The 24,055-nt window shown below is 62.5% G+C and carries 20 protein-coding genes and 1 tRNA gene; 9 read left to right on the top strand and 12 right to left on the bottom strand.

Features of this window, described 5'->3' with window-relative positions; genetic code table 11:
* Positions 1-3: 3 nt before the first annotated feature.
* The 3 genes from LOZ77_RS15835 to LOZ77_RS15825 all read right to left on the bottom strand — a co-directional run bounded on the left by LOZ77_RS15835 (position 4) and on the right by LOZ77_RS15825 (position 3,369).
* A complete protein-coding gene (locus LOZ77_RS15835) occupies positions 4-1,527 on the bottom strand; it encodes a replicative DNA helicase (RefSeq protein WP_230279934.1) in 1,524 nt (507 codons plus the stop codon).
* A 118-nt stretch (positions 1,528-1,645) separates the two neighbouring features.
* On the bottom strand, positions 1,646-2,245 hold the full coding sequence (gene metW / locus LOZ77_RS15830) for a methionine biosynthesis protein MetW (protein WP_230279933.1): 600 nt from the start codon (positions 2,243-2,245) through the stop codon (positions 1,646-1,648).
* Positions 2,245-3,369 carry a homoserine O-acetyltransferase gene (locus LOZ77_RS15825; protein WP_230279932.1) on the bottom strand — a complete coding sequence of 375 codons (1,125 nt, stop codon included), beginning with the start codon at positions 3,367-3,369 and terminating at the stop codon, positions 2,245-2,247. Before LOZ77_RS15825 ends, metW begins: the two co-directional genes overlap by 1 nt.
* 116 nt (positions 3,370-3,485) lie before the next feature.
* Between LOZ77_RS15825 and hisC the strand changes: the two genes are divergently transcribed.
* Together hisC and LOZ77_RS15815 are read left to right on the top strand one after the other, a co-directional pair.
* Entirely contained in the window at positions 3,486-4,622 is a 1,137-nt protein-coding gene (gene hisC, locus LOZ77_RS15820; protein WP_230279931.1) for a histidinol-phosphate transaminase, read from the top strand.
* Positions 4,619-5,551 (top strand): prephenate/arogenate dehydrogenase family protein, encoded by a 933-nt coding sequence (locus tag LOZ77_RS15815; protein WP_230279930.1) that lies wholly within the window; start codon positions 4,619-4,621, stop codon positions 5,549-5,551. The genes hisC and LOZ77_RS15815 overlap by 4 nt, the downstream gene beginning before the upstream one ends.
* A gap of 5 nt (positions 5,552-5,556) precedes the next feature.
* Here LOZ77_RS15815 and LOZ77_RS15810 read toward each other — a convergent pair whose 3' ends face one another.
* From LOZ77_RS15810 to ftsE, 4 genes are all read right to left on the bottom strand, one after another.
* Complete coding sequence (locus LOZ77_RS15810) at positions 5,557-6,255, bottom strand: lysophospholipid acyltransferase family protein (RefSeq protein WP_370638025.1); 699 nt, start codon at positions 6,253-6,255, stop codon at positions 5,557-5,559.
* Between the two features lie 8 nt (positions 6,256-6,263).
* Positions 6,264-6,794, bottom strand: a complete 531-nt coding sequence (locus LOZ77_RS15805; RefSeq protein WP_230279929.1) for a YdcF family protein — start codon at positions 6,792-6,794, stop codon at positions 6,264-6,266.
* Between the two features lie 85 nt (positions 6,795-6,879).
* Positions 6,880-7,872: an ABC transporter permease gene (locus tag LOZ77_RS15800; RefSeq protein WP_230279928.1), complete on the bottom strand. Its 993-nt coding sequence runs from the start codon at positions 7,870-7,872 to the stop codon at positions 6,880-6,882.
* A complete protein-coding gene (gene ftsE, locus LOZ77_RS15795) occupies positions 7,866-8,702 on the bottom strand; it encodes a cell division ATP-binding protein FtsE (RefSeq protein WP_230279927.1) in 837 nt (278 codons plus the stop codon). Before ftsE ends, LOZ77_RS15800 begins: the two co-directional genes overlap by 7 nt.
* Positions 8,703-8,881: 179 nt before the next feature.
* Between ftsE and LOZ77_RS15790 the strand changes: the two genes are divergently transcribed.
* The 6 genes from LOZ77_RS15790 to LOZ77_RS15765 all read left to right on the top strand — a co-directional run bounded on the left by LOZ77_RS15790 (position 8,882) and on the right by LOZ77_RS15765 (position 14,869).
* Positions 8,882-9,820 (top strand): zinc-ribbon domain-containing protein, encoded by a 939-nt coding sequence (locus tag LOZ77_RS15790; protein ID WP_230279926.1) that lies wholly within the window; start codon positions 8,882-8,884, stop codon positions 9,818-9,820.
* A gap of 155 nt (positions 9,821-9,975) precedes the next feature.
* Positions 9,976-10,062, top strand: a tRNA-Leu gene (locus LOZ77_RS15785).
* A gap of 182 nt (positions 10,063-10,244) precedes the next feature.
* Complete coding sequence (locus LOZ77_RS15780) at positions 10,245-11,300, top strand: NAD(P)-dependent oxidoreductase (protein WP_230279925.1); 1,056 nt, start codon at positions 10,245-10,247, stop codon at positions 11,298-11,300.
* Positions 11,300-12,577 carry a class I SAM-dependent methyltransferase gene (locus LOZ77_RS15775; protein ID WP_230279924.1) on the top strand — a complete coding sequence of 426 codons (1,278 nt, stop codon included), beginning with the start codon at positions 11,300-11,302 and terminating at the stop codon, positions 12,575-12,577. The genes LOZ77_RS15780 and LOZ77_RS15775 overlap by 1 nt, the downstream gene beginning before the upstream one ends.
* Positions 12,578-12,686: 109 nt before the next feature.
* A complete protein-coding gene (locus LOZ77_RS15770) occupies positions 12,687-13,886 on the top strand; it encodes a glycosyltransferase family 1 protein (protein WP_230279923.1) in 1,200 nt (399 codons plus the stop codon).
* A 23-nt stretch (positions 13,887-13,909) separates the two neighbouring features.
* Positions 13,910-14,869, top strand: a complete 960-nt coding sequence (locus LOZ77_RS15765; protein ID WP_230279922.1) for an endonuclease/exonuclease/phosphatase family protein — start codon at positions 13,910-13,912, stop codon at positions 14,867-14,869.
* 5 nt (positions 14,870-14,874) lie between these two features.
* On the opposite strand, the gene LOZ77_RS15760 is transcribed toward LOZ77_RS15765, so the two are convergent.
* Positions 14,875-16,365 (bottom strand): lipopolysaccharide biosynthesis protein, encoded by a 1,491-nt coding sequence (locus tag LOZ77_RS15760; protein WP_230279921.1) that lies wholly within the window; start codon positions 16,363-16,365, stop codon positions 14,875-14,877.
* 473 nt (positions 16,366-16,838) lie between these two features.
* On the opposite strand from LOZ77_RS15760, the gene LOZ77_RS15755 reads away from it, so the two are divergent.
* A complete protein-coding gene (locus tag LOZ77_RS15755) occupies positions 16,839-17,162 on the top strand; it encodes a hypothetical protein (protein ID WP_230279920.1) in 324 nt (107 codons plus the stop codon).
* Between the two features lie 102 nt (positions 17,163-17,264).
* Here the strand turns inward: LOZ77_RS15755 and LOZ77_RS15750 are convergent, their stop codons facing one another.
* The 4 genes from LOZ77_RS15750 to LOZ77_RS15735 form a co-directional block, all read right to left on the bottom strand.
* A complete protein-coding gene (locus LOZ77_RS15750; RefSeq protein ID WP_230279919.1) occupies positions 17,265-18,734 on the bottom strand; it encodes a glycoside hydrolase in 1,470 nt (489 codons plus the stop codon).
* Positions 18,735-18,855: 121 nt separating this feature from the next.
* On the bottom strand, positions 18,856-20,004 hold the full coding sequence (locus LOZ77_RS15745) for a glycosyltransferase (RefSeq protein ID WP_230279918.1): 1,149 nt from the start codon (positions 20,002-20,004) through the stop codon (positions 18,856-18,858).
* Positions 20,001-22,136 (bottom strand): Wzz/FepE/Etk N-terminal domain-containing protein, encoded by a 2,136-nt coding sequence (locus tag LOZ77_RS15740; protein WP_230279917.1) that lies wholly within the window; start codon positions 22,134-22,136, stop codon positions 20,001-20,003. Before LOZ77_RS15740 ends, LOZ77_RS15745 begins: the two co-directional genes overlap by 4 nt.
* A gap of 82 nt (positions 22,137-22,218) precedes the next feature.
* Positions 22,219-23,478 carry an outer membrane beta-barrel protein gene (locus LOZ77_RS15735; protein ID WP_230279916.1) on the bottom strand — a complete coding sequence of 420 codons (1,260 nt, stop codon included), beginning with the start codon at positions 23,476-23,478 and terminating at the stop codon, positions 22,219-22,221.
* Positions 23,479-24,055: the final 577 nt, after the last annotated feature.

Raw genomic sequence — 24,055 nt, 5'->3', positions numbered from 1 at the left:
CTCTTAATCGTAATCGCTGGAATAATCGTCCTCGGCCAGATCGCTGAACCGGGTGATACGCGGTTCAAAGCGCAGCCGGACCTTGCCGGTGGAGCCGTGGCGCTGCTTGGCGACAATCAGCTCGGCCAGACCGAACACGCGTTCCATTTCGGCGGCCCATGCGGCATGCGCCTCGTGCACCTTGGCCTCGTCGGTTTCCAGCGGGCGTTTCGGCTCGCGCGAGGCGACATAGTAATCTTCACGATAAATGAACCAGACCATATCGGCGTCCTGCTCGATCGAGCCGGATTCGCGCAGGTCGGACAGCATCGGGCGCTTGTCGTCGCGCTGTTCCACCGCACGCGACAGCTGTGACAGCGCGATCACGGGGACCTGGATTTCCTTGGCCAGCGTTTTCAGGCCGCGTGAAATTTCCGAAATCTCGTTCACGCGGTTGTCGTTTGCGCGGCCCGAACCCTGCAGCAATTGCAGATAATCGACCACGACCAGCCCGATATTATGCCGCCGCTTCAACCGCCGCGCACGCGCACGCAGCGCCGCGATCGACAGGCCCGGCGAATCGTCGATAAACAGCGGAAGCTCGTTAAGCTCCTGCGACGCGCGCGACAGCGCCTGAAAATCCTCGCGGCTGATCTTGCCCATGCGGAGGTTGTGCGAGCTGATGCCCGAATTCTCGGCAAGGATACGCGTGGCCAGCTGGTCCGCGCTCATTTCCAGTGAGAACAGCGCCACCGCCGCGCCCACCGATTCCTCTTCACTGATCCCGTCCGCCAGATCGCGGCGTAGCCGGTTCGCCGTGTTGAACGCGATATTGGTGGCGAGCGAGGATTTGCCCATGCCGGGCCGACCGGCAAGGATGATAAGGTCGGAATCGTGCAGCCCGCCGGTCTTCTCGTTGATCGAGTTGAAGCCGGTCGTGGTGCCCGAAACATGGCCGCCGGAATTCAGCGCCTGTTCGATCATTTTGATCGACGTCCGCGTCGCATCAGCAAAGCTCTGCGTTTCGCTGCCGGTCGATGCGCCCTCGGCCACTTTGAACAGAGAGCTTTCGGCCCGCTCGATCTGTTGCATCGGCTCGACCGTTTCGGACGTGTCCATCGCATCGGTCACCAGCTGGCGGCCCACCGATACCAGTTCGCGCAGCAGCGCCAGATCGAACACTTGCTGCGCCAGTTCCTTGGGCGCGAGCAGTGCGTGCGGATCGGCGGTCAGCCGGGCGAGATAGGAAATCCCGCCCAGCTCCTTCAGCGCCTCGTCATCCTCGAAATACGGTTTCAGCGTGACCGGCGTGACCACCGCCTTGCGGTCGATCAGCACCATGATGCGTTCGAAAATGCGCGAATGCAGCGGTTCGAAGAAATGGTCCGCGTTCAGATTGACCGGCAATTCTTCCAGAACGCGATTGTCAATCAGCACCGCGCCCAGAAAGGCGGCCTCCGCCTCTACGTTAGAGGGCAGCACGCGCGCGGGTGCATCCTGATCGGCAGGGGAAACGGCATGAAGGGGGACAGGGTCGTACTGATTCATAGAGCAGGGTAATGCCTATCACACCGGCAAGCATCAAGCGGATTAAGGGCAGGATTTATCCACCCCCTGTGGGGAATCGTGGAACGTCTTGTGAAGCGCGGATTTTAGCTCGCGACCGTCAACGGGCGAGCTGGAACACCGCATGTTCGGCGCGCAAATTCGCCGCCGCCGACGCGGTGACGCGCCCGCCTTTCAGAAACCAGCTGCGTTCGACCGAAAGGCCCAGACGGTTCACCAGAGCGCGGAAATCGTCGATCGTCACATGGTGGATATTGGGCGTGTCGTACCATGTTTCGGGCAGCAGCCGGGTGACCGGCATATGGCCACCGAACATCAGGCTGGCGCGCACCCGCCAATGGGCGAAATTGGGAAACGACACGAAACCGCGCGGCGCGATGCGCAGCAATTGTTCGATCACCAGATCGGGACGGCGCGTGGTCTGCAAGGTTTGCGACAGGATCGCGACATCGACGCTGTTGTCGGGATAGAACGCCAGATCGCTGTCGGCATCGCCCTGCAGCACCGACAGCCCGCGCGATACGCAGGTGGCCACATTGGCAGGCTCGATCTCCAGCCCGCGCGCGTCGCAGCCGCCCGCCACCAGCGCCGCCATCAACGCGCCATCGCCGCACCCCACGTCGAGCACGCGGCTGTCAGGCACGACATGTTGCGCGATCACGGCAAGATCGGGCCGCAGGCCGGATTGGGGCGCTACCATCACAGGAAACCCTCGATCACGCGGTCGAGCGCGGGCACATCCAGCAGAAAGCTGTCATGCCCGAACGGCGCCGACAATTCGACGAAGCTGACCGGCGCGCCCGCCGCATTCACCGCATGGGCAATCCGCCGCGATTCGCTGGTGGGATAAAGCCAGTCGGTATCGAAGCTGACGAGGCACATGCGCGCTTTCAGCCCCGCGAACGCCTCGGCCAGACGGCCTCCATGTTCCTCGGCCAGATCGAAATAATCCATGGCGCGGGTGATATAGAGATAGCTGTTCGCATCGAACCGGTCGGTAAAGGCCAAACCCTGATAACGCAGATAGCTTTCGACCTGGAAATCGGCGTCAAAGCCGAATGTCTTGGCTTCGCGGTCCTGCAGGTTCCGTCCGAATTTCTCGGTCAGGCCCTGTTCCGACAGATAGGTGATATGCGCCGCCATGCGCGCCACGGCGAGCCCGCTTTCGGGGCCGACTTTCCGCGGATCGTCGACATTTTCCGCATAATAATCGCCGCCCTTCCATTCGGGATCGGCCATGATCGCCTGCCGCCCGACTTCGTGGAACGCGATATTCTGCGCGGAGTGCCGCGCCGCCGATGCCAGCACCAGCGCCGCGCCGAAACGGTCGGGCCAGTTCGCCGCCCAGCTGAGCACCTGCATCCCGCCCATCGACCCGCCGACCAGCGCATGCAGCCGGTCGATACCCAGTTGATCGACCAGCGCGACCTGCGCGCGGACCATGTCGCGGATGGTGATGACGGGAAAGCGCATCGCAAAAGGCGCGCCATCCTCTGCCGCGCTGGACGGACCGGACGATCCCATGCAGCTGCCGATCACGTTCGAACAGATGACGAAGAACCGGTCGGTGTCGATCGGCAAGCCCGGCCCCACCACGCGCTGCCACCAGCCGGGCTTGCCCGTCTTGGGGTGCGGGCTGGCAAGGTGCTGGTCGCCCGTCAGCGCATGGCAGACAAGGATCGCATTATCCTTGGCCGCATTCAGCCGCCCGTATGTCTGATAGGCGACCTCGACCGGCGCAAGGCTGCGTCCGCTGTCGAGCAGCAGCGGCCGGGAAAGTTTCAGCACATGGGCTTCGGTATGGATCGTGCCAGCGTCTGCCATTCGGGCGCGCTTGGATCGACTTGCCCCTTCTGTCAACGATAGCAATGCGCGCGCGGGCGTGATTTCGCGAATTGCACGATTGGCGAATGCGGTGCAGGCGGCTAATGCGCAGCCCCATGAACAGCCAGATCAGCCCCGATACCGCGCCCGAAGCCAAGGGCGGCCCCCGCATGAAGCCGTGGATCGAGGCGATCCATGCCTATGTGCCCGGCAAGTCGGCGGGCGCGGACGGCAAGCCGTTGATCAAGCTGTCGGCCAACGAAAACCCACTGGGCACCAGCGAGCTGGCGCTGGCCGCGCGGGCGGCGGTGGCGGGGCCCGCGATTTATCCCGATCCCGATTCCAAAGCCCTGCGCGCCAAGATCGGCGAAATTTACGGCCTGAACCCTGCGCAGATCGTGTGCGGCACCGGCAGTGACGAAATCCTGCATATCGCGGCGCAGGCCTATGCAGGGCCGGGGGACGAGATTGTCTATGTCCGCTATGGCTTTGCGGTTTACGACATCGCCACGCGCCGCTGCGGCGCAACGCCCGTCGTCGCACCCGACCGCGATTACGGCACCGATGTCGATGCATTGCTGGCCTGCGTGACCGCGCAGACGCGCGTGGTGTTTCTTGCCAACCCGAACAATCCCACGGGCCGCTATATCGGCGCGGAAGAGCTGGCGCGGCTGCATGCGGGCCTTCCGAACGATGTGCTGCTGGTGGTCGATCAGGCCTATGGCGAATATCTGGCCGAGGGTGAGGACGACGGCGGCATCGCATTGGCCAAGGCGCATGACAATGTGCTGGTCACGCGCACCTTTTCCAAGATCTATGGCCTTGCGGGCGAACGGATCGGCTGGGGCTTTGGCGCGCCTGCCATCGCCGACGCGCTGAACCGCATTCGCGGACCGTTCAACGTGACCCTGTCGGGTCAGGCCGCCGCGCTGGCCGCGCTGGAGGATCAGGATTTCGTCACCCGTTCGCGCAACGCCAATGCCGCCAGCCGCGCGCGTTTCGTTTCGGCGATCGAGGCATTGGGCAATCACGGCCTGTCCGCCGTTCCCAGCGAAGCGAATTTCGTGCTGGTGCTGTTTCAGGGCGCGCTGACGGCAGAGGCGGCGCAGGATGCCATTGCGGCGGCAGGCTATGCGGTGCGGCATTTGCCGGGGCAAGGCCTGCCCCATGCCTTGCGCATCACCATCGGTTCGGATGCGCAGATGGACGACATCACCGCCGCCATCCGCACCGCCGCAAAGGCCGCGTCGTGACCGATACCCCGTTCCGGCAGATCGCCATCATCGGCCTTGGCCTGATCGGCGGGTCGATCGGCCTTGCCACGCAAGAGGCCCTGCCCGACACGCGCGTTACCGCATTTGACGCGGACGAAGCCGTGCGCATCCGCGCGCTCGATCGGGGACTGGCGCACGAGGTGTTCGACGACCCCAAGGCCGCCGTCGCCGGTGCCGATCTGGTCGTGCTGTGCGTGCCGGTGAATGCGATGGGCGCTGCCGCCGCCACATTGCAGGGCGCGCTGAAACCCGATGCGATCATCAGCGACGTGGGATCGTGCAAGCAGTCGGTCGCCGAAGCGATCGCCGCCGCCCTGCCCGGCCAGCCGATCGTGCCCGCCCATCCCGTCGCGGGCACCGAACATTCGGGTCCGGACGCGGGCTTTGCCAGCCTGTTCCGCAATCGCTGGTGCATTCTGACGCCTGCCGATGGCGCGGCGCCGGACGATGCGGATCGCACCGCCGCATTCTGGACGGCGCTTGGCGCCAAGGTAGAGATGATGGACGCGCGCCATCACGATCTGGTGCTGGCGATTACCAGCCATGTGCCGCATCTGATCGCCTATACCATCGTCGGCACCGCATCCGATCTTGAGGACGTGACCCGCAGCGAAGTCATCAAATATTCGGCAGGCGGATTTCGCGATTTCACCCGCATTGCCGCATCCGACCCGACCATGTGGCGCGACGTTTTCCTGTCGAACAAAGAGGCCGTGCTGGAAGTGCTGCAGCGGTTCAGCGAGGATCTGTCGGCGCTGCAACGCGCTATCCGCTGGGGCGACGGGGATGCGCTATTCGACCATTTCACCCAGACCCGCGCCGTGCGCCGCTCTATCATCGAGGAAGGGCAGGACGATGCCCGCCCCGACTTCGGCCGCCGCGACCACGGCGGAACGCAGGGCAAATAGTCGGGTCAGGCCTGAAATTCGGGATTCAGCGCATTCAGCGCCTCGCGCACGCGGCGTTCCACTTCGGCGCGTTCAAGACCGGCGGGGATCACCTCTCCGATGCGATATATGATGGTGCCGCGCCGCTTGGGCATGTGGTGATACAAATGCCCGCTGTTCACCGCGACCGGCACCATCGGCAGGCCCAGCAGGCGGTAAATGCCATAAAGGCCCGATTGCATTTTGGGCGACGCGCCGACCTCTACCCGCGTGCCTTCGGGGAACAGGGCGAAATCGCGTCCGGTGGGTTTGATCGCGTCGGCCTTGCGCTTCATGTCGCGCAGCGCCGCCGCGCCGCGTTCGCGGTCCACGCCGACCACGCCATAGCGGGTGGCCAGCGCGCCCCATAGCGGGATGCGGATCAATTCGATCTTGGCAAAGGGCACCGGATGGCCCGGCAAGAAGGTCGGCAGATCGATCGCCTCGAAAAAGCTTTCGTGGCGCAGCACATAAAAGGCCTGAATCGCGGGCCGCGCGCCCTCTATCCGGATGTCGATGCCCAGAATATGGCGCACGCACCAGCGGTGGAAATGGGACCACCCTTCGGCCACGCGCATCAAGGCAGGCTGCGAGAGGACTCGCATCAATGTCGCCCCCAGCACATAGAACAGCGATCCGGTGTAGAAGATCACCGCGAACAGGATCGTGCGAGCCCACGCCATCATCCGCTGCACTACAGGTCGAACAGCGCCGCGACCCAGCCGATCAGCAGCTTGTGATATTCAAGGAACAGCATGGCGAGCGATGGTTCGGTGTGCACCGCATCGCGCAGGATCGTCACGTCGGGACCGATCTGGCGACGCAGGTCCGATGCCGCGCGGCGCATATGGTAATCGGCCGTGACCAGACGGATGCTGGCGACATCGTTGGCCGCGATCCATGCCGCCGTTTCCTCGGCATTGGTGCGCGTGTCGACCGCGTCATAGCCCAGCGTAATGCAGCAGTTCATCAGGCTGGAGGGAATGGCGAATTGCGCGGCGAGTTCGGCCTCTTTCACTTCGCGGCCCACGCCCGATACCAGCATGGCCCCGCTCCATCCTTCGCGCAAAGCCTCTACCCCGCGCTCGATACGGCCCGCGCCGCCCGTCAGCACGACGATGCCATCGGTCTTGTCCTCTCCCGCAGGTTGCGGAGGAACGGCGGCGAACCAGATGAAGCCGATCGCCCAGACAAGCAACAGAAAGGACAGGATGCGGCGGATCATGACAAACGGGCTTTAAGCCGCACTTCGCGGCGGGGCAATCGCCCGGCTGCAAATGTCGTATTTCGATGCACAGCGTGATGCGCCGTCACACCATGCGCCGCAGCGTCGCCAGCACCGTCAGACGTGCCGTGATCGCCGCCAGAACGGTCGCCATCACAGGGATCAATGCCAGCAATATCCAGTGCCAGACGCTTAAACCGCGCGCAGCCTCGCCCGGCCCCAGCGCCGCGAACCGTCCGCCCAGAACGATCACCACCGCCACCGCGACGGCAAAGCCCGCCGCACCGCCGATGCCTGCGCCAACGGCCGCCGCGCGCTGGAACAATTGCGCCACTTGCCGGTCCGCTGCGCCCAGCAGATGCATTAGTTCGATAATCTCGCGATTGGCGGCCAACGCGCTGCGGCTGGCCAGCAGCACCGCCGCCAGCGTCGCCAGCGCCAGCACGCCCACCAGCGCCAACGCCAGCCATTGCATCGCTTCGATCGCCTGACCCACGGGTTCCAGCCAGCCGGTATCGGCATTGACCAGCGCGTCGGGCGCGGCTTTTACGATACGCGCGCGCAATCCGGCCAGCGCTGCCCCGTCCGCCTCGCCCGCCAGTTGCACTTCGATCAGTTCCGGCAGGACCAGCAGACTGTCATCGGCCTCACCCGCTTCCTGTCCCGAATCGTCCGCCCCCAGATCACCCAGCCACGGCTCGATCAGGGCGGCGCGTTCGTCTTCATCCATGCGGCGCAAAGATTGCACGCCATCGCCTTCGGACAGGATCGCCACGACCGCTTCGGCCTGCCGCGCGGCCTCTGCCTCGGGCGGACCGGCGATCTGGATCGTCACCCCGCCCGCCAGTTCGTCCCTCGCTGTCGATGCGATCGAACCCAGCGCCAGCCCGCCAGCCGCCGCGATCACGGTCAGCGCGGTCATGATGGCGATCACCCATGGCACCGGCCCCACGATGGCCCGCTGCTTGATGATGGGATCTGACCCCGCCTTCAACGTCCAGCGCGCGGGATTGACCCGCAGCGCCGACAGCCGGATGCGCAGATCGTGCCTGCCGGGGGAAAACACGCCCCCTACCATGGATCGCCATTCCGTTCGGCGGGTTGCCAGCTGTGCGGCGGGTTGCGCAGTGCGCCGGTCGGATCGGTCAGCCGCCCGCGCTCCAGCCGCATGACCGAGGCATCCTTCATCCGCCCCATCAGCGTCATGTCATGCGTTGCCAGCACAACGGTCGTGCCCAGCCGGTTCATCGCGCCGAACAGCCGCAACAGCCGCACCGCCATATCGGGATCGACATTGCCCGTCGGCTCGTCCGCGACCAGCAGGTCGGGCCGCGTGATGACGGCACGGGCAATGGCCACACGCTGCTGTTCCCCGCCCGACAAGGTTTCGGGACGCGCATGCCGGCTGGCGCCCAGCCCCACCCAGTCGATCATATCGTCGACGGGACCGTGCATTTCTTCCTCGCTCACCCCCGCCAGCCGCAGCGGCAGGGCGATATTGTCGTAAACCGTCAGATGGGGGACCAGGCGGAAATCCTGAAAAACCACACCGATCCGGCGGCGCAACGCGGGGCGGGCCGCGCGTTCCAGATGCACAGCATCTTCGCCGAACAGCGCGATTTCCCCGCGCGACGGGCTTTGTGCCAGATAGAGCAGCTTCAAAATCGATGTTTTGCCCGCGCCCGACGGGCCGGTCAGGAAATAGAACCGTCCGCGATGCAGCTGGAACGAGATATCGGACAGGATCTCGCGCTCGGTCCCGTAACGCAGGCCGACATTTTCGAACCGCACAATGGGTTCGCGCGAACGCTGCGCGCCGGGCGCGACCGGCCCCTGCGGGCCGCCGCTGCCGAATGCGGCATCGTTCACAAGGTCTGGACGGGACGATCCGCTGCCTGTGGCCTGCATCTTTCTTCTCGTCAGCGGGTTAAGCGGGGCCCGGACGCCCCTTCACCATGGCTTCAATAGCATCTGGCGCGCGCAATCGAGCCCTTGGCGGACCGTTGATGTGGATAACACTGCGCTATCGTTAACCCTTCGCTGCGCAACACTTGCCCTGATTCGCGTCTCGGGCTTAGATTCTTCTTATGCAGATCGCATGTCCCGCCTGTCACACGCGCTATACGGTGCCCGACAACGCCATCGGCGCGCAAGGACGCATCGTTCGCTGCGCCAAATGCCGGCACAGCTGGCATCAGGACGGTTTCGAGAGCGCGGCGGCGGAAGAAATTCCTGCCGCAAGCACCGAACCGCAACCCGCGCCCGCTGCCGAACCCGCGCCTCCCCCTGCCGAGCCTGCGCCTGCCGAGCCTGCGCCAGAGCCTTTCGCCAGCGAAACCGCGTGGAGCGATGCGCCGCCCGCGCCGCGCGGCTGGGCCGATGTGGGCGCAACCGCGACCGCCGAACCCGTTGCCGAAGTCGCCGAAGCAGACGCGGACATCGATGAATTCACCGAAACCGCCACCATCGTCGACGAGGTCGAGATCGACGTCGAACCCGACCCGGTGGTCGAGGAAGAGCCCGCCGCCGCTGCCCCCGCCTTTGCCGAGGTGGATGCAGAGCCGGTCGATGCCGAATACGAAGATCTCGATCAGGGCGAAAGCCGGTGGAAACGCCTGCTGCTGATCTGCGCGGTCCTGCTCGTGGTCGCGGCTGCGGTGGTTTATGGCGCGGCGCGCTATTTCGGGGCGCCCGCTTGGCTGCCCTTTGGCCAAACGGCATTTGCACCTGCATCGGAAAACCTGGTGCTGGACTTCCCGCTCGACGATCAGGACCGCCGCGAATTGCCCAATGGCCGCCTGCTGTTCGCGGCCAATGGCACCATCACCAATACCGGCAGTCGCAGCGAACACGTGCCGCCGGTGCTGGTGGTGCTGCGCGATTCGCAAAAGCGGATCGTCTATAGCTGGGAAATGGAAGCCAGCCGCAGCGAGCTTGGCCCCGGCGAAAGCGTCAAGGTCAGCCAGATGGTGACCGATGTGCCGCGATCGGCGGAAATCATGGACATCGGCTGGAAACCCAGCTGACGCCATTGCGCATAGCGGGCCGATAAAACCGCATCGCGCACGGGCATTTCAGCCAATTGCATTTGCCGGTTGCGCAGGCGCAACGACGTTGCTAATGGCACGCGCCTACCACGGGGCAGCCCATTTGCGAACGGGCCTGCCTCTCCCCTTTGGATGCGGTCGTGGCGGAATTGGTAGACGCGCAACGTTGAGGTCGTTGTGGGCGAAAGCCCGTGGAAGTTCGAGTCTTCTCGACCGCACCAGATCAAGCTGACATTCTGATAAATCGCCCCCTTTTCGGGGTGCCCACAGCTTTATGCCCCTTTCGGGCATGGCAATGGCTCTATGCGCAGTTGCATCGAATCGTTAAGTCATGCTCCCTAGTCTCGGCTCGGTCGGATTCTATTTTCGGAAAGAACTCCGCGTCGAATAAGGGGTTGGGGCAATGAAAATCCTGGTCACGGGACATATGGGCTATATCGGCTCGGTTCTGGTGCCGGTCTTGCTGGATCGCGGGCACGATCTGGCGGGGCTGGATTCGGACTTGTTCGGCGGCTGTGATTTCGGCGCGCCGCCGGTACAGATTCCGCAGATCGGTCAGGATATCCGCGATTTCATCGCAGCGCCCGATGTGGTCGAACGCCTGTCGGGTTTCGACGCGGTAATCCATCTGGCCGGATTGTCGAACGATGCACTGGGCGCATACCGCCCCGACCTCACCGACGACATCAATTGCACTGCCTCGATCGTGCTGGCCCGCATGGCCAAGCTTGCGGGCGTTTCACGCTTTATTTTTGCATCGAGTTGCGCGGCCTATGGCGACAGCCGCGGACGTATGGCAGGCGAAAGCGCCGCGCCGCGCCCGGTCAGCGCCTATGCCACATCCAAGGTTGAGGTAGAGCGCGCCATCATGCCGCTGGCCGACAGCGGGTTCAGCCCCGTGTCGCTGCGCGGGGCTACGGCCTATGGCGTGTCGCCGAGGCTTCGTTTCGATCTGGTGGTCAATAATCTGGTCGCATGGGCCTTTACCCGACGCACCGTCCGCCTGAAAAGCGAAGGGAGCGCGTGGCGTCCGCTGATCCATGTGGAGGATCTGGCCCACGCTTTCGCCACTGCGGCAGAGGCTCCGCGCGACAAGGTGCATCGCGGCATATTCAACGTGGCGCGTTCGGCCGAAAATTTCCGCGTGCGCGATCTTGCCCGCATGGTGCGCGATATGGTGCCCGGCGCGCTGATCGCCCATGCCGCCGATGCCGCGCGCGATCCGCGCAGCTATCGCGTCAGCGCAGACCATATCGCCGATGCCCTGCCCGACTGGCAGCCGCGCTGGAATTGCCGCGACGGGATCGCGCAATTGCTGGCAGCCTATGAAGCGCAGGGTCTGTCGGGCACCGCGTTCGAAGGGCCCGGTTTCGACCGCATCGCCCATTTGCGGCAGCGCGTGGCCGAGGGCAGCGCAACCCGCGATTTCTTTCCGCTGGAACGGAAACTCGCTGCCTGATGCCTGTAGACGGTCGCCTTTTGAACCCCGTGTTCGACAACCGGCCGCTCTCGCATACCGAAGATCGCTGCCGCGCCTGCGGATCGGACCGGCTGCACCGATTTCTCGATCTGGGCGAAGTGCCGCTGGCCGACCGGTTGCTGACGTCGGAATGGGATTGCCGCGCTGAACCGCGTTTCGATCTGGTGGTCGCCCTGTGCCATGAATGCGCCTTGGTGCAGTTGACCGAAACCGTGCGGCCCGAAGTGCTGTTCGCCGACGATTACCCTTATTACTCTTCAGTCTCGCGCACCGTGATCGACCATGCGAAGGCCAATGTCGACGCGCGACTGGCAGAGCGGCGGCTCGACCGATCGAGCCTTGTGGTCGAGATCGGGAGCAATGACGGCTATCTGCTGAAGAATTACGTCGCGGCGGGCGTGACCGTGCTGGGCATCGATCCGGCGGAAGGTCCGGCCAAGGCGGCGCGGGCAGGGCGGGTCGATACCATGCCCGAATTCTTCACATCCAACCTTGCCCATGATGTGCGGCAAAGGCGCGGACCCGCCGATATCGTCCATGCCAATAATGTGCTGACCCATGCCGACGATCTGCGCGGTTTCGTCACCGGCATCGCCACTTTGTTAAAGCCCGATGGTACGGCCGTGATCGAGGTGCCCTATCTGCGCGATCTGGTCGAAAGCGTGCAGTTCGATACGATCCACCATCAGCACATGTGCTATTTCTCGCTGACCGCGCTGGATAATCTGCTGGGCGCCCACGGATTGTTCATCAACCGGGTCGAACGCGTGTCGATCCACGGCGGTTCGCTGCGTGTTTTTGCCGAGAAGGTCGAGGATCGCGACGCCAGCGTGCTGGATCTGCTAGCCGAAGAGCGCGCCATCGGCATCGCATCGCGCGCGTTTTTCGATGATCTGGCGGATGACGCGGCCGTGCTGCGCGACAGCCTTGTCGCCATGATCGAGGATTTGCGATCCAGGGGTCATTCCGTTGCAGCCTATGGCGCGGCGGCGAAAGGAGCGGCATTGCTGAATGCCTGCGGTCTGGGACGGCACCATATCAATTTCGTCGCCGATATATCGACGCACAAGCAGGGCCTGCTGATGCCCGGCGTCCATATTCCGATCCGCCCGCCAGAGGCTCTGTTCGAGGAACGGCCCGAATATACCTTGCTGCTGGCATGGAATTTTGCCGATGAGATTCTTGCCCAGCAAGGCGCCTATCGCGAGGCAGGCGGCAAATTCATTGTGCCGCTTCCGCAGCCGCGCATCGTTTAAGTCGACATCATTCTTGCACTTGGTGCTGCCGCCGGATGCCCGTAAGATCGGCCGATCATCCGTTTGCGCGCTTGTTCTTCACAAGCCAAGGCTGCAGCTTGGGGGTATTATGCACGACCTGCTCGACAACGGAGCCCGCCATCCCGCTGCCGAGGCCGCGCCGGTTTCGCACACCCCTGTGCTGGATTGCGTTTTGCCGTCCGATTCCAGCGGCGCCGGCAGGGCGGCACGGCGTTTCATCGTGAATGGCCGGTTTCTGGCTACCGAGCCGGTCGGCGTGCACCGGGTTGCGACGGAACTGGTCCGTCATGCCCATGCGTTGATCGCCAGTGATCTGTCGCTTGCCCGCCGCATATCGCTGGAATTATGGATACCGTCCGACGCACAAAGCCGCGCGAAAGTGCTGGGCCTGCCCTATCGGGTGGTGGGCCCGCTGAACGGTAACGCATGGGAACAATTGACGTTGCCACTGCGCGCAGGTCGCGCAACTGTGGTCAGCCTGTGCAACGTGGGGCCCGTGCTGCGCCGCAATGCGGTGACGATGATGCATGATGTGCAGGTTCTGCTATCGCCCGCAAGCTATTCGTCCAGTTTTCGCCGCTGGTATCGTTTGCAACAGCCGATGGCGGGCAAAAGACACCGGCGCATACTGACGGTATCGGAATATTCGCGTGACCAGATCATCAGCGCAAAGGTCGCCCCCGCCGAAAAGATCACCGTTATCCATAACGGATGTGACCATGTGCTGGCCGACAATGCAGACGATGCTGTGCTGAAACGGCTGAATCTGGCAAAGGGCAGCTATACGCTGGCTCTCTCCAGCCTTCAGGCGCACAAGAATATCGCGGTACTGTTGCGCGCCTTTGCTCGTCCCGAGTTGCAGGATCGCACTTTGGTGCTGTTCGGTTCGACCAGCCGCGAGAAATTCGTGTCGGCAGGCTATGACGTTCCATCGAATGTCCTTTTCACCGGCCGGGTCAGCGATGGCGAATTGCGCGCTTTGTACGAAAGTGCCGCGGTTTTCGCTTTTCCATCCACGACCGAAGGTTTCGGGCTGCCCCCGCTGGAGGCCATGCGGCTAGGCACACCGGCCATCGTCGCGCCTTGCGGCGCCCTGCCCGAAGCCTGCGGCGATGGTGCGTTATATGTCGCGCAGGACGACCCTGCGGCGTGGGCCGCTGCGATCGCGGCTGTCTATGACGGATCGCGGGATCGCAGCGATCTGTCCGCCCGGGCCCTCGACCGCGCCGATCAGCTGACATGGGACCGCGCTGCGCGGAACCTGATCAACACCCTGCTTTCGCTTTGACGGACAGGCATCGTCGGCATCGGTTGCGGCGCAAGGCTGCGGTGGCGATACTGGTGCTGGCAGCATTGACGATGGCGGTTTCATGGTCGGGCGTATTTCTGCCGCTGGCCGACAACATCAATATCGGCGCCGCCATCTGGTGGCCACTGCTGGTGATCGGCACTGCTGCTGCCTGCTGGTTCCTGCGCGATCTGCGAGCGCTGGGAGTGGGTATCGCGGTAATGCTGGCCGCGCTGGCTACCGGACTGCTGATATTTCGTCCGCTGCTGAAAAGCGCCCCACCCATGGAGCACCGCACCCAAACGATCCGCATCATCGAATTCAATATGCTGAAGTCCAATCCGCAATCCGCGCGCGATGCCGAATGGCTGGCGGCGCAGGATGCAGATATACTTGTTCTGCTGGAAGCTAGCCGAATGCAAAAGCATTGGGGCAAGGCGTTGCAGGACAAATATCCCACGATGGTGTCCTGTTCGGTGCATTATCCATGTTCGACCGTGTTATTCTCACGCTATCCGCTGCTGGCTTCGCAATCGCTTGCGGGCGATGGCGATGCGGACAACCGCAAGGCACTGTCGGCGCTGACCGCGACGCTGGATGTTAATGGCAGGGCATTTACCGTCCTTGCCGCGCATCTCGACCGGCCTTGGCCGATGGGCGAACAGAAAGATTGGGTCGTCCCCATGCGCAAGGCTGCGGCAGGAGTGAACGGACCGTCGGTCATGACCGGCGATTTCAATTCGGCACCATGGACGCATGCTGTCCGCAGCATTGGCGATAGCGGTAATTTCCGCCTTGCCACCGGCTTTGCAACCAGCTGGCCTGCACGCAATTCGGCAATGTTGCGACTGCCGCTGGACCAGCTGTATCTGCGCGGCAGGGTACGCGCCGTCGATGTCCGCACTGGCCCCAAACGCGGATCGGACCATTTGCCGTTGATGATCACGCTGGAGATCCCCGGCGGCAGCGGGGATGGCGCCTAGGCCAATCAGGACTGGGCTTGTGCAGAGCCGAAACGGCGCAAGCCTGAATGCATCAGATCGATCAGGAAATGTTCGGGGCTATCGCCGGGCAGGCCCGACAACTTCCACAGTGCCAAATGCACCGCCACATAGGCCAGCCCTGCAGCAATGCCCGCCACGCCCAGTTGCACGACCAGTTCGATCCAGCTGTCGCCGGGCATTCCGTTCGAAACGATATAGAGCGTGGCGGCGAATACCGCGCTCGACAATACCGATCGCCACGGGTTCGCGAGTTGCGTGCCAATACTGACATCGGCAAGACGCGACACCATCTGCAGGCTCATCGCAGTATGTACCAGCCCTGCCAGCACGCGCCCCATCACCGCGCCAATCAATCCGTAATGGATCGCGCCGAACGTCACGGCCGGTATCGAAACAATCAGGGTCGCGAACTCGCGCCAGATCATTTGCCGTATCTCGCCGGTCGCCATGGCCAGCGAATGGGCCGGCATCGAAAAGGTCGCCGCCGCGTTCAATATTGAAATTGCCTGCATCACAGGCACGACCGGCAGCCATTCCTCGCCCAGCCCCAGCCGCACCAGCGGTTCGGCCAATACGGCCAGCGCCAGCGACAGCGGCAGGATCGCGAACACAACCATCGCCTGCCCGCGCAGATAGCTGCGCCGGAAGCGCGCAGGTTCTTCCCTGATCTGCGCCAGGCCGGGATACATCACCGCCAGCAGGGGCATGGCCATCGACCAGCTTGCCGTCGTCGCAACACTGCGACCCATCGAAAAGAAGCCCAGCGCAGCCTTGCCGACAAAGCCACCCACGATAAACCGGTCGCCCTCTGTCGAGATGGTCGCCATAACGCGAGAGATCGTGACCTGTCCCGCGAATGACAGGATGAAACGCATCTTGCGCAATGTGAAATGCGGGCGATAGGGCGCCAGCACATGGGTGGCGATCATCTCGATAATTTGCGGCGTGACCGACAGCAGCACCAGCGAAAGATAGGATTGCGTATACCAGGCACACGCGACCGCCAATACAAACGAGGTGATGCGACAAATCGCGTCGATCGTCGCTGCGGGCTTGTAATTCACCTCCCGCGCAAAGGCGACCATCATCGGGCTTCGCAAGCCGCGCGCGACCGGCGCGATGCCCAAAAGGGCGATCAGAAGCACCAGCCGGTTATCGTCATAGATCATCGCCAGCGGCACTGCCGCCGCGCACAACAGGGCGCCCACGCCCAGTCCGCGCAGCGCCGACAGGGTGAAGGCCGTGTCGACATCCTCGCGCAGCAGCTGCTTTTCCCGCAGCAGCGCATCCTCAACCGGCAATTCGGTAAAGGATTCAAGCACCATCAGCGCGGCAAGGCCGATTGTCACCACACCGAAATCGGCGGGCGACAGGAAACGCGCCATGACCAGCGCAGCCAGAATATCCAGGCCACGACCCAGAAACCGGCTGCCGGTCAGAAATGCCGAGGATGCGAAGACTTTGCGGGCTAGCATTAGTGTAGAGCGACTCTCATCGGTATTGTTCCGAATTCAATAACATAGATTACAGCCATGAAACGGCTTTGCCGGTTTGATTTCAAATTGGCACATCTAATGCGCAGTGAAAAAGCGCGCAGCGCCAGAATGCCGGGAAATCCGCCGCGACCATGCGCCAAGGGGGCAGGTTCGGCCATAATCTATTCGCGGCATACCCCGATTTAGCACCTGCCGCGATCGTTGCACCGTTTTGCGACCGACCCGCATGTTTCTGACAAACCCTGATAATCCTGTCGGGAAATTGCCTCCTGTCCAACGGGAAGGGCAGGAATGCGGTGTTTCTCTAGCCTTTCGGACTTCGGCCATCGATTTCGAGTCATAGGGTGCGCGCACGGATAGGGATACTTTTCATGTCAATTGCATCGGCTAGATTGGCGCAGGATGTGTCATCGCGGAACATTTCCAATCACGGCCACAAGAGGCGACGGCATATGTTCGATCACAATTTGAAAGCGGGTCTGATGCAGGAAGGATGGAATTTGGACGACGAAGACGGCACCCCCGCTCTGCCTTTCCTTCCCGATCCGCAAGGCGATGGCGGCACTCCGCCGTTCGAAGCGTTCGCCCATGTGTCAAAGCGCATGCTGGACGGGTATCGCCTGCTGATCAGCAGCGGATTCCGCCCTGAAGCAATAGGCATGGCCATGCTGGGTGCGACAGTGAATTTCTATGACATGCTGGGCATGCGCGATGTCCTGCCCGACCTCCTCCGCTCTATGGCAGACAGCATCGACAGCGACGACGCCGTCCATTGATCCCGGCGAATTGATCCCGGCAATGCGCGCGGCGGCCTCAACGGCCCCGCGCAAATTCTTCCGGCGATTCAACTGAATGGCGCGAAGCCGCTTATTTACCTGCTACTCGCTGATACGCCAGCCGCGACGGAGGGGAGGTAATTCCTCCACCTCGATTCCGGCATCCGCCTCGCCGTCGCCACCTTGCTGCATGTTGCGCGGCTTCACGCGCCGCAATGCCAGCGCCGCGCCAGCAAGAATGGCGAATTCCCCTGTCGGCACTGGCGAAGGCGCTGCGACCAGCGAAGGAATTTGCGAGACCACCGCCGCGGTCGCCGCCGCCCCGCCAAGTCGTGCAGCAAGCGACCCCGACGCACCCCATGAAGAACCGCGTCGCGGTTCGAATACCGCCAGCAGATAAGCCACAAAGCTGACCACACCGATCACGCCGCACGAACCGATAATGGCCGTCGCAAGGCTGGATGATCGGAAACTGCCCGGCCCGATGCCTAGGCCCCATGAAACAACGAAACTGTCCAGGCCCTGCAGCGCCCAGAACAAGCGCTGGCGTCCGGATTCGCTATCGGCCTTGGCAAATAGCATGTCGTCGATCATCTCGCCGATCGCTTCGGTAAAGGCTGGCAGTGCGGCCAGCAGGATCGCCGTTAGCACCGCGCCGGCCAGCCCGATGATCGCCGCCTCCTTGATGCGCGAATGGCTGGCAAGTGTGGGGAACAGCGCAATTCGCGCCGCGAAGAACAGCGCGTAACCGCCCAGCCCGACATAGGCAGAAGAAGAGGTGGAGAAGAACATCACCAGCCCCAGCAGCAATGCCGCGCGACCCGTCGCCTTTGGCTCGATCGAGCGATACCAGCATTCTGCCAGAAACACGAACCACGAAAAGGCAAAGGCGGCCCATGACGACGGTTCGGGGAAGATGCCGTTGATGCGGATGAACCCCTCATAGGCTTGATTATGCTGGGTGTAATTGGCGTTGCGCAGCAGTGTGAAGAAGGTTTCAATCGGAGTGCCGCGCCCGACCGCCCCCATAATGCCCGTAATCGAATGGAACCATGCGATCACCACTGCAGTCTTGACCAGTGCATTGGCGCCGCCACGATAGATACAGGCGACATAGGTGGCCACCGCCGTCAGTAATGCGCCGATCAGATAGACCGACGCGGTCATGTTCTGCGATGTCGGCATCAGCGGCGATGTATCGAAAAGACCGCCGTCACCCCCTTCGAATCGCAGCGGCGTAACATTGATCTGCCCCGCAAAAAGGCGCGGCCCGACATAAGCAATCACCAGACCGTAAACGACGAAAACGATCAGCCAGAGATTTTCCTTAAACGCGGGGCCGAGCGAGTCGAGAAATCGACTGCCTGGGATCACCATGCGCAGCCAGATAAAGGCCAGCGCAAACTGGGCTGGCGGGATGGATGAACCACCCACCGCCGTTAAGATGATCGCCGCAGAGCCGCCCATCATGCCCGACAGCATCAGAAAAGCCAGCATGCCCGCCAGCGATCCGCGAATAAGCAGCAGCAGGCCGATGGCGGCCATGATCAACCCGATGAACGTTACCGTCATGAAGGATCCGCGCCATTCCCCATGGTCCGTCCCCCTGTCGGACGGTTTTGCGTTGTTTGCCGCCGCACACAAGGCGCGCCCGAGCCAGTGCCAAGCCTAGCGCAAGCGGGGTACGCTCGCATCAGCTATATTGCTTGGTCAGTTGCCGGATCTGCTGGTCGAACCGTTCCGGCGCGAAGTTTTGCGCGTGGCTGACGGCGTCGGACGGATTGAAATGGGGCAGCCAGTTCTCCATCTCCTCGATCCCGGCGGCCAGCGATTCGGGCGTCTGCCGGTCGAAGAAGATGCCGGTGTGGTTATGCACCACGCTGTCGAGAATGCCGCCGCGACCGAACCCCAAAACGGGACGGCCCGACGCCATGGCCTCGACCGGAACAATCCCGAAATCCTCTTCCGCGGTGAACACCAGCGCGCGCGCGCGCGCATAGGCGCGGCGCAGCTCGTCGAAATTCAGGCGGTCGACAAATTTGATGTTCGCCTTGGCGATCTTTTTCAGATGCTTTTCCATCCCGCCGGTGCCCACCATCAACAACGGCTTGCCACTGGCATTGAATGCGGCAACGGCCAGATCGGGCCGCTTGTAGGGGACCATCTGGCCGACCCACAGATAATGATCGTCAATTTCGGTCGAGGCCGTGAACAGGTTCGTTTCCACCGGCGGATGGACGACATCCGCCTCACGCCGCCAGTTCTTCATGATGCGCTGGCGGATGAAATTGGAATTGGCGACGAAGTTATCGACCCGCGCGCTGGACGATACGTCCCATTCGCGCAATTTGTGATACATCATCGGCATCGCCGCCCGCGCCAGCGGGTTCGCGCCCTTGCGATACTGGTGATAATGGTCCCACAAATAGCGCATGGGCGAGTGGCAATAGCACATGTGATGGCTTGTCGGATCGGTGATCACGCCCTTGGCCGGACCGCTTTCCGACGAAATGATCAGATCGTAACCGTTCAGATCGAACTGCTCCAGCGCCATGGGCATCAGCGGCAGGTAATACTGATACCACTTCCGGCTCATCGGCATCTTGTTGATGAAGCTGGTCGTGACCTTCGCCTCGTTGATGGCGTTGGACATTTTCGCCGGATCATAGACGTGGGTAAATATGTCGGCCTGCGGGAACAGGCGCAACAGCCGTTCGAGCACGCGTTCCCCGCCGCGCATGGATACCAGCCAATAGTGAACGATGGCAACGCGCGGCACCGAAAAGCGCGGCCGGGGCGCATCGTCACCGCGGTGGAATGTTACGGGTTGGACCGCATTCACGCGTAATACTCCCGGTATTCCTTGTAATAGAAATTGGGGTCACGCTTGGAAAACAGGCTCCGCTTGCGCAGATCGACCTGCGTCAGCGCAATCCCCGCACGCGACACCCGGCCGCGCGGCAGCTGACGGATCGCAGCCTGCACCGCCTGAACGGTAGTGCTGCGCCAGCGCGCCAACATGATCGTTGTATCGGCATATTGCGCGATCGAGCGGGTCGCGGCGATCGGCAGCACCGGAGGAAGATCGAGGATCACATATTTAAAACCCTGCCGCAGCGCGGTCAGGAATTCTTCGAACTCCGGCCCGCTCATCAACGATTCCGCCCGTTCGCTGGTCGAAACGATGGGCAGGATGGCCAAGCCTTCCTTGCCGTGGCGGATTGCCTCGGACAGGGTTGCCTTGCCCGACAGCACGTCAAGCAGGCCCTGCGTCTCGTCCGAAAGGTTCAGAAGGCGCGATACGCCGCGCTTTACATAGTCGCAATCGACCAGCAGCGTCGGATGTCCCTGCATCGCCAGCATTTGCGCAAGGCAGGTCGAGGTGACCGTCTTGCCTTCCTTGGGCAAGGTCGAGGTAATCGCAATCACTTGCGGCGGGGTATCGCATTGCTGCTCTACCGCGATCATCAGCGACCGGAACGCCTCGGTAAAGGGCGAGCGCGGCTCTTCCAGAACAGCGCCCACGCCGTTTGTACCCTTTGACACCGATTGAAGCAGCGGGATCGAGGCAAGATAGTTCTGGCCCAGCTCCTGCTCGATCTGTTCGGGGGTGGAAATGCCCTTGGCGGTCGCGTCGGCGATCATCGCAGCGAAAACGCCCAAGCCCACACCCAAGACCAAGGCCAGCGCCATGTTCAGCACCGTATTGGGCGCACTCGGCTTGGCGGGAACTTCTGCGAGCGTAATAATGCGCGCATTAGGCCGTTCGGTCCCCTCGGCGGCGAGCAATTGCTTATAGCTCGAGAGATAGGCTTCATACAGGCCCTGAGATGCCTCGGCCTTGCGCTCCAGCTCGCTCAGCCCGACCATGGCCGCGTTCGAACGCGACAGCTTGGCCTGAGCCGCACCCAAAGATCCGGTCAGCGAACCGAGGCGCTGGTTGGCGACGTCGCGCTCTGCCCGCAGATTCGAAATGACGCGGTTGATTTCGGCCTGGATGCGCTGGCGAACCTCGTCCAGTTCATTGCGGGTGCGGACCAGTTCGGGATGATTGGGACCATAGCGGGCCGACAGATTCGCAACCTGTCCGGCCAGAGTCGATTCCTGCGCACGCAGCGAACCGATCACGCCCGAACCCAGCGCGGCACCAACGTCCTCGCCGCTCGACCCGCTGCGCAATTGCGCCGTGGCCGTGTTCAGCCGCGCCTGTGCTTCGGAAGCAGCGGCGCGTGCGCGGGTCACTTCCTGGTTATAGCTCGAGATTTCCTGTTCGGTCAGCGAACTGCCCGATGTAGAGAGAAGGTCGTTGGCGATGCGATAGCTTTGCAGGTCCGCGGTATCGGCCTGTGCCTGCGCACGCAATTCCTCCAGCCGCTCGCTGATCGTGCCCATGGCCTCGCCCGCGCGGGTCTGGGTTGCCAGCACGTTCCACAAGGTAAACTGGCGGGCATATTCATTTGCGATCCTGGCCGCATCTTCGGGAGTCGGCGCATCGAAAGAGATCGAAAGCGCATAGCTTTCGCCCGTTCGGCCCGCGCCGACGTTTTCCTGAAGAGTATCGATAAGCTCGCGCTGATCGGCAGCGCTCAACCCTTCCAGCATTTCCAGCGCGGTTGCGACACGCGTTGCCATTTCGCGCGAAGAGATAATCTCCACCTGCGTCTCTACGAAAGCGGCCGACAGATCGGGAGCGGCGCTATTCTGTTGACCGTCGGTGTTGATCAGCTCTTCGTTCGATGTTTCAAGGCTGGTGACAGCCGTGGCCGTATAGGTCTTTTCCGCCAGCACCGAATAGAGCGCGCCAAGCAGCATGCAAGCCGCGATCACCGCCCCGATCAGCCAGAAATGCCGCTGCAGGAAAGAGATCGACTTCGAAATATCGACACGGTCGGTATGAGCGGGAAGCTGGTCCCCCACCTCTACAAGCGCCCGGCCAGGCATGCCCGGCTGCATAATCTGCTGAGAGACGTTCATGGGCATGTCCATTCCACAATCTGACCTGATCGGTTCGGGAAGGCCTCAGCATGTGCCGTGGCGTAAAGGCGGGTTGCCGGGATCAAAGCGTTATCGACAGGCCGACGCGGAAGCTGGCCCCCTCGTATTCGCGCGGGACATCGACGCCCGAACCGGTCTGCTTGCGATAGCCCGCACCGGCGATGGCCGTTATCTCGTCGATGATTAGATAGCGCAGCGTCAGCTCGCCGCCTACGCGCGCCTCGTCACGGTCGATGCCCTGATAGTCCCAGTTGTCATAAGTCACTTCGAATCCCGTCAGCATGCGGCGGCCAAGGCTGCGCTGTGCGACGGCACGCAAGCGCGTCTGCAGCACGGCGGGTACATTCACTTGCGGCGAGCGTTCGAAAGTCCGTGCACCTTCCAGCCCGAACAGCCAGCGCGGAGTAGGCGTCCAGCGGCCCGACACGCGGAAGTTGAAGCCGTCGAAATTCTCGACCGCAGGATCGTCAAAGCTGCGATGCGTATAGCCGATGGCCGCTTCGGCATCGACCAGATCCGACACCTCGGTCCGCAGGCCGACGAGAACGCCATAACCGTTCGAGTCGCGCGGCGTATCGTCAGGGCTGGATTGGTAATCGATCTGGCTTGCGTTCAGCTCGACAAAAGTGCGCAGCTTGCCCGACACTTCGTAGTCTGCCCGGACAAAGCCACCCAGCGTATTCTCGTCACGCCAATCGCTGGGCTGTTCCACCCCGTCCAGCGTGGCATCGTCATAGCGCACCTTGGAAAAATTGCCGCCAGCGCGCAGTTCCAGCACGCCCCCGGTACGCTGGAGCCCGCCGCGCACCTCGAACACGTCATAGGCCAGCGGCTCGTCGGTCAGGAACTGGTCGCCGTAAGTGCCGCGCGCCTCGATCCTTTGCGCATAGCGCACCGAGGCATCGGCCGATGTACGTTCGGCAAAATCCAGCCGCCCGCGGGCAGCAACGCCCCACTGGTCCGAATTCTCGCTTGTCGTATCGAAATAGCGGCGCAACATGGCGTCGGCCTCAAGCGCGATTTCGTGACGCGCAAGGTCGGGCCTTACCGTGACACTCGGGCGAAAGACGGCAAGCGTGTCCTCAACCTCAAAGCTGTCGGTGTTATAGATATTGGTGTCGTGTTCGATATCATATTCGATACGCGGAAGGATCAGCACATTGCCTGTGCGCACGCCATCGGTCTCCGGACGCAGCAGCAGGCTTTCGGGCGTATCGACATCGAGCGGCTGCGCATGCGCGGCCGTCTGCATCGCAACTGCCGCCGCTATGGCGGCAGCGGTGCGTGCCGCAGGGCGCGAAAACAGGCTCCGGTCCGACACCGTACGGCGCAGACTGTGTTTGAAACCGCGAGTGAACGTGCGGGCCGCCTGGCCCTCCCTATTCTTCAGAATGATCTTAGACCCCCAAAAGTCGTAACTCTTTTGATACTTGCCACCCATCCGCAAGGCAGAGATACTGGCCCCGCAATCTGCCTCGCGGCCAAATGCCGCGCCGCTATAGGCGTTAACTGTAAAGGAGCGGTTTCTATCGTTCGCGGGTTGCTGTCCAGCAAAACGGATGCACACGCCCGGCCAACATGAAATCAATGCATTGGTAAATCTAGGAAAAACACGCCTTCCGACCATGCCACCCGTGCGTTTCAACTGTTGGCCTGGGGCCGCAACGTCCGCCGCAGATGGCGCTTTGCCCGCCGAAACTATGCCCGAACGCAAGGGCGCCGCTTTCACTGCCGAATCGCGATCGCCCCACAGACCGCCTGTTCGAACAGCGCGAATCGTACACCGCACATGCGATGCCGAGGCACTGTCATAAAGGCAGGAATCGAGGGTGAAGCAGTCAGGCAATGCAGAATCCATGTTACGTCAATCTACGTCACATGATTGCCCGCCTTACGCT

The sequence above is a fragment of the Croceicoccus sp. Ery15 genome (genome assembly GCF_020985305.1).
Lineage (GTDB): Bacteria > Pseudomonadota > Alphaproteobacteria > Sphingomonadales > Sphingomonadaceae > Croceicoccus.
Note: the sequence above shows the minus strand (reverse complement) of the source record. Positions and strands in the feature narration are given on the sequence as shown.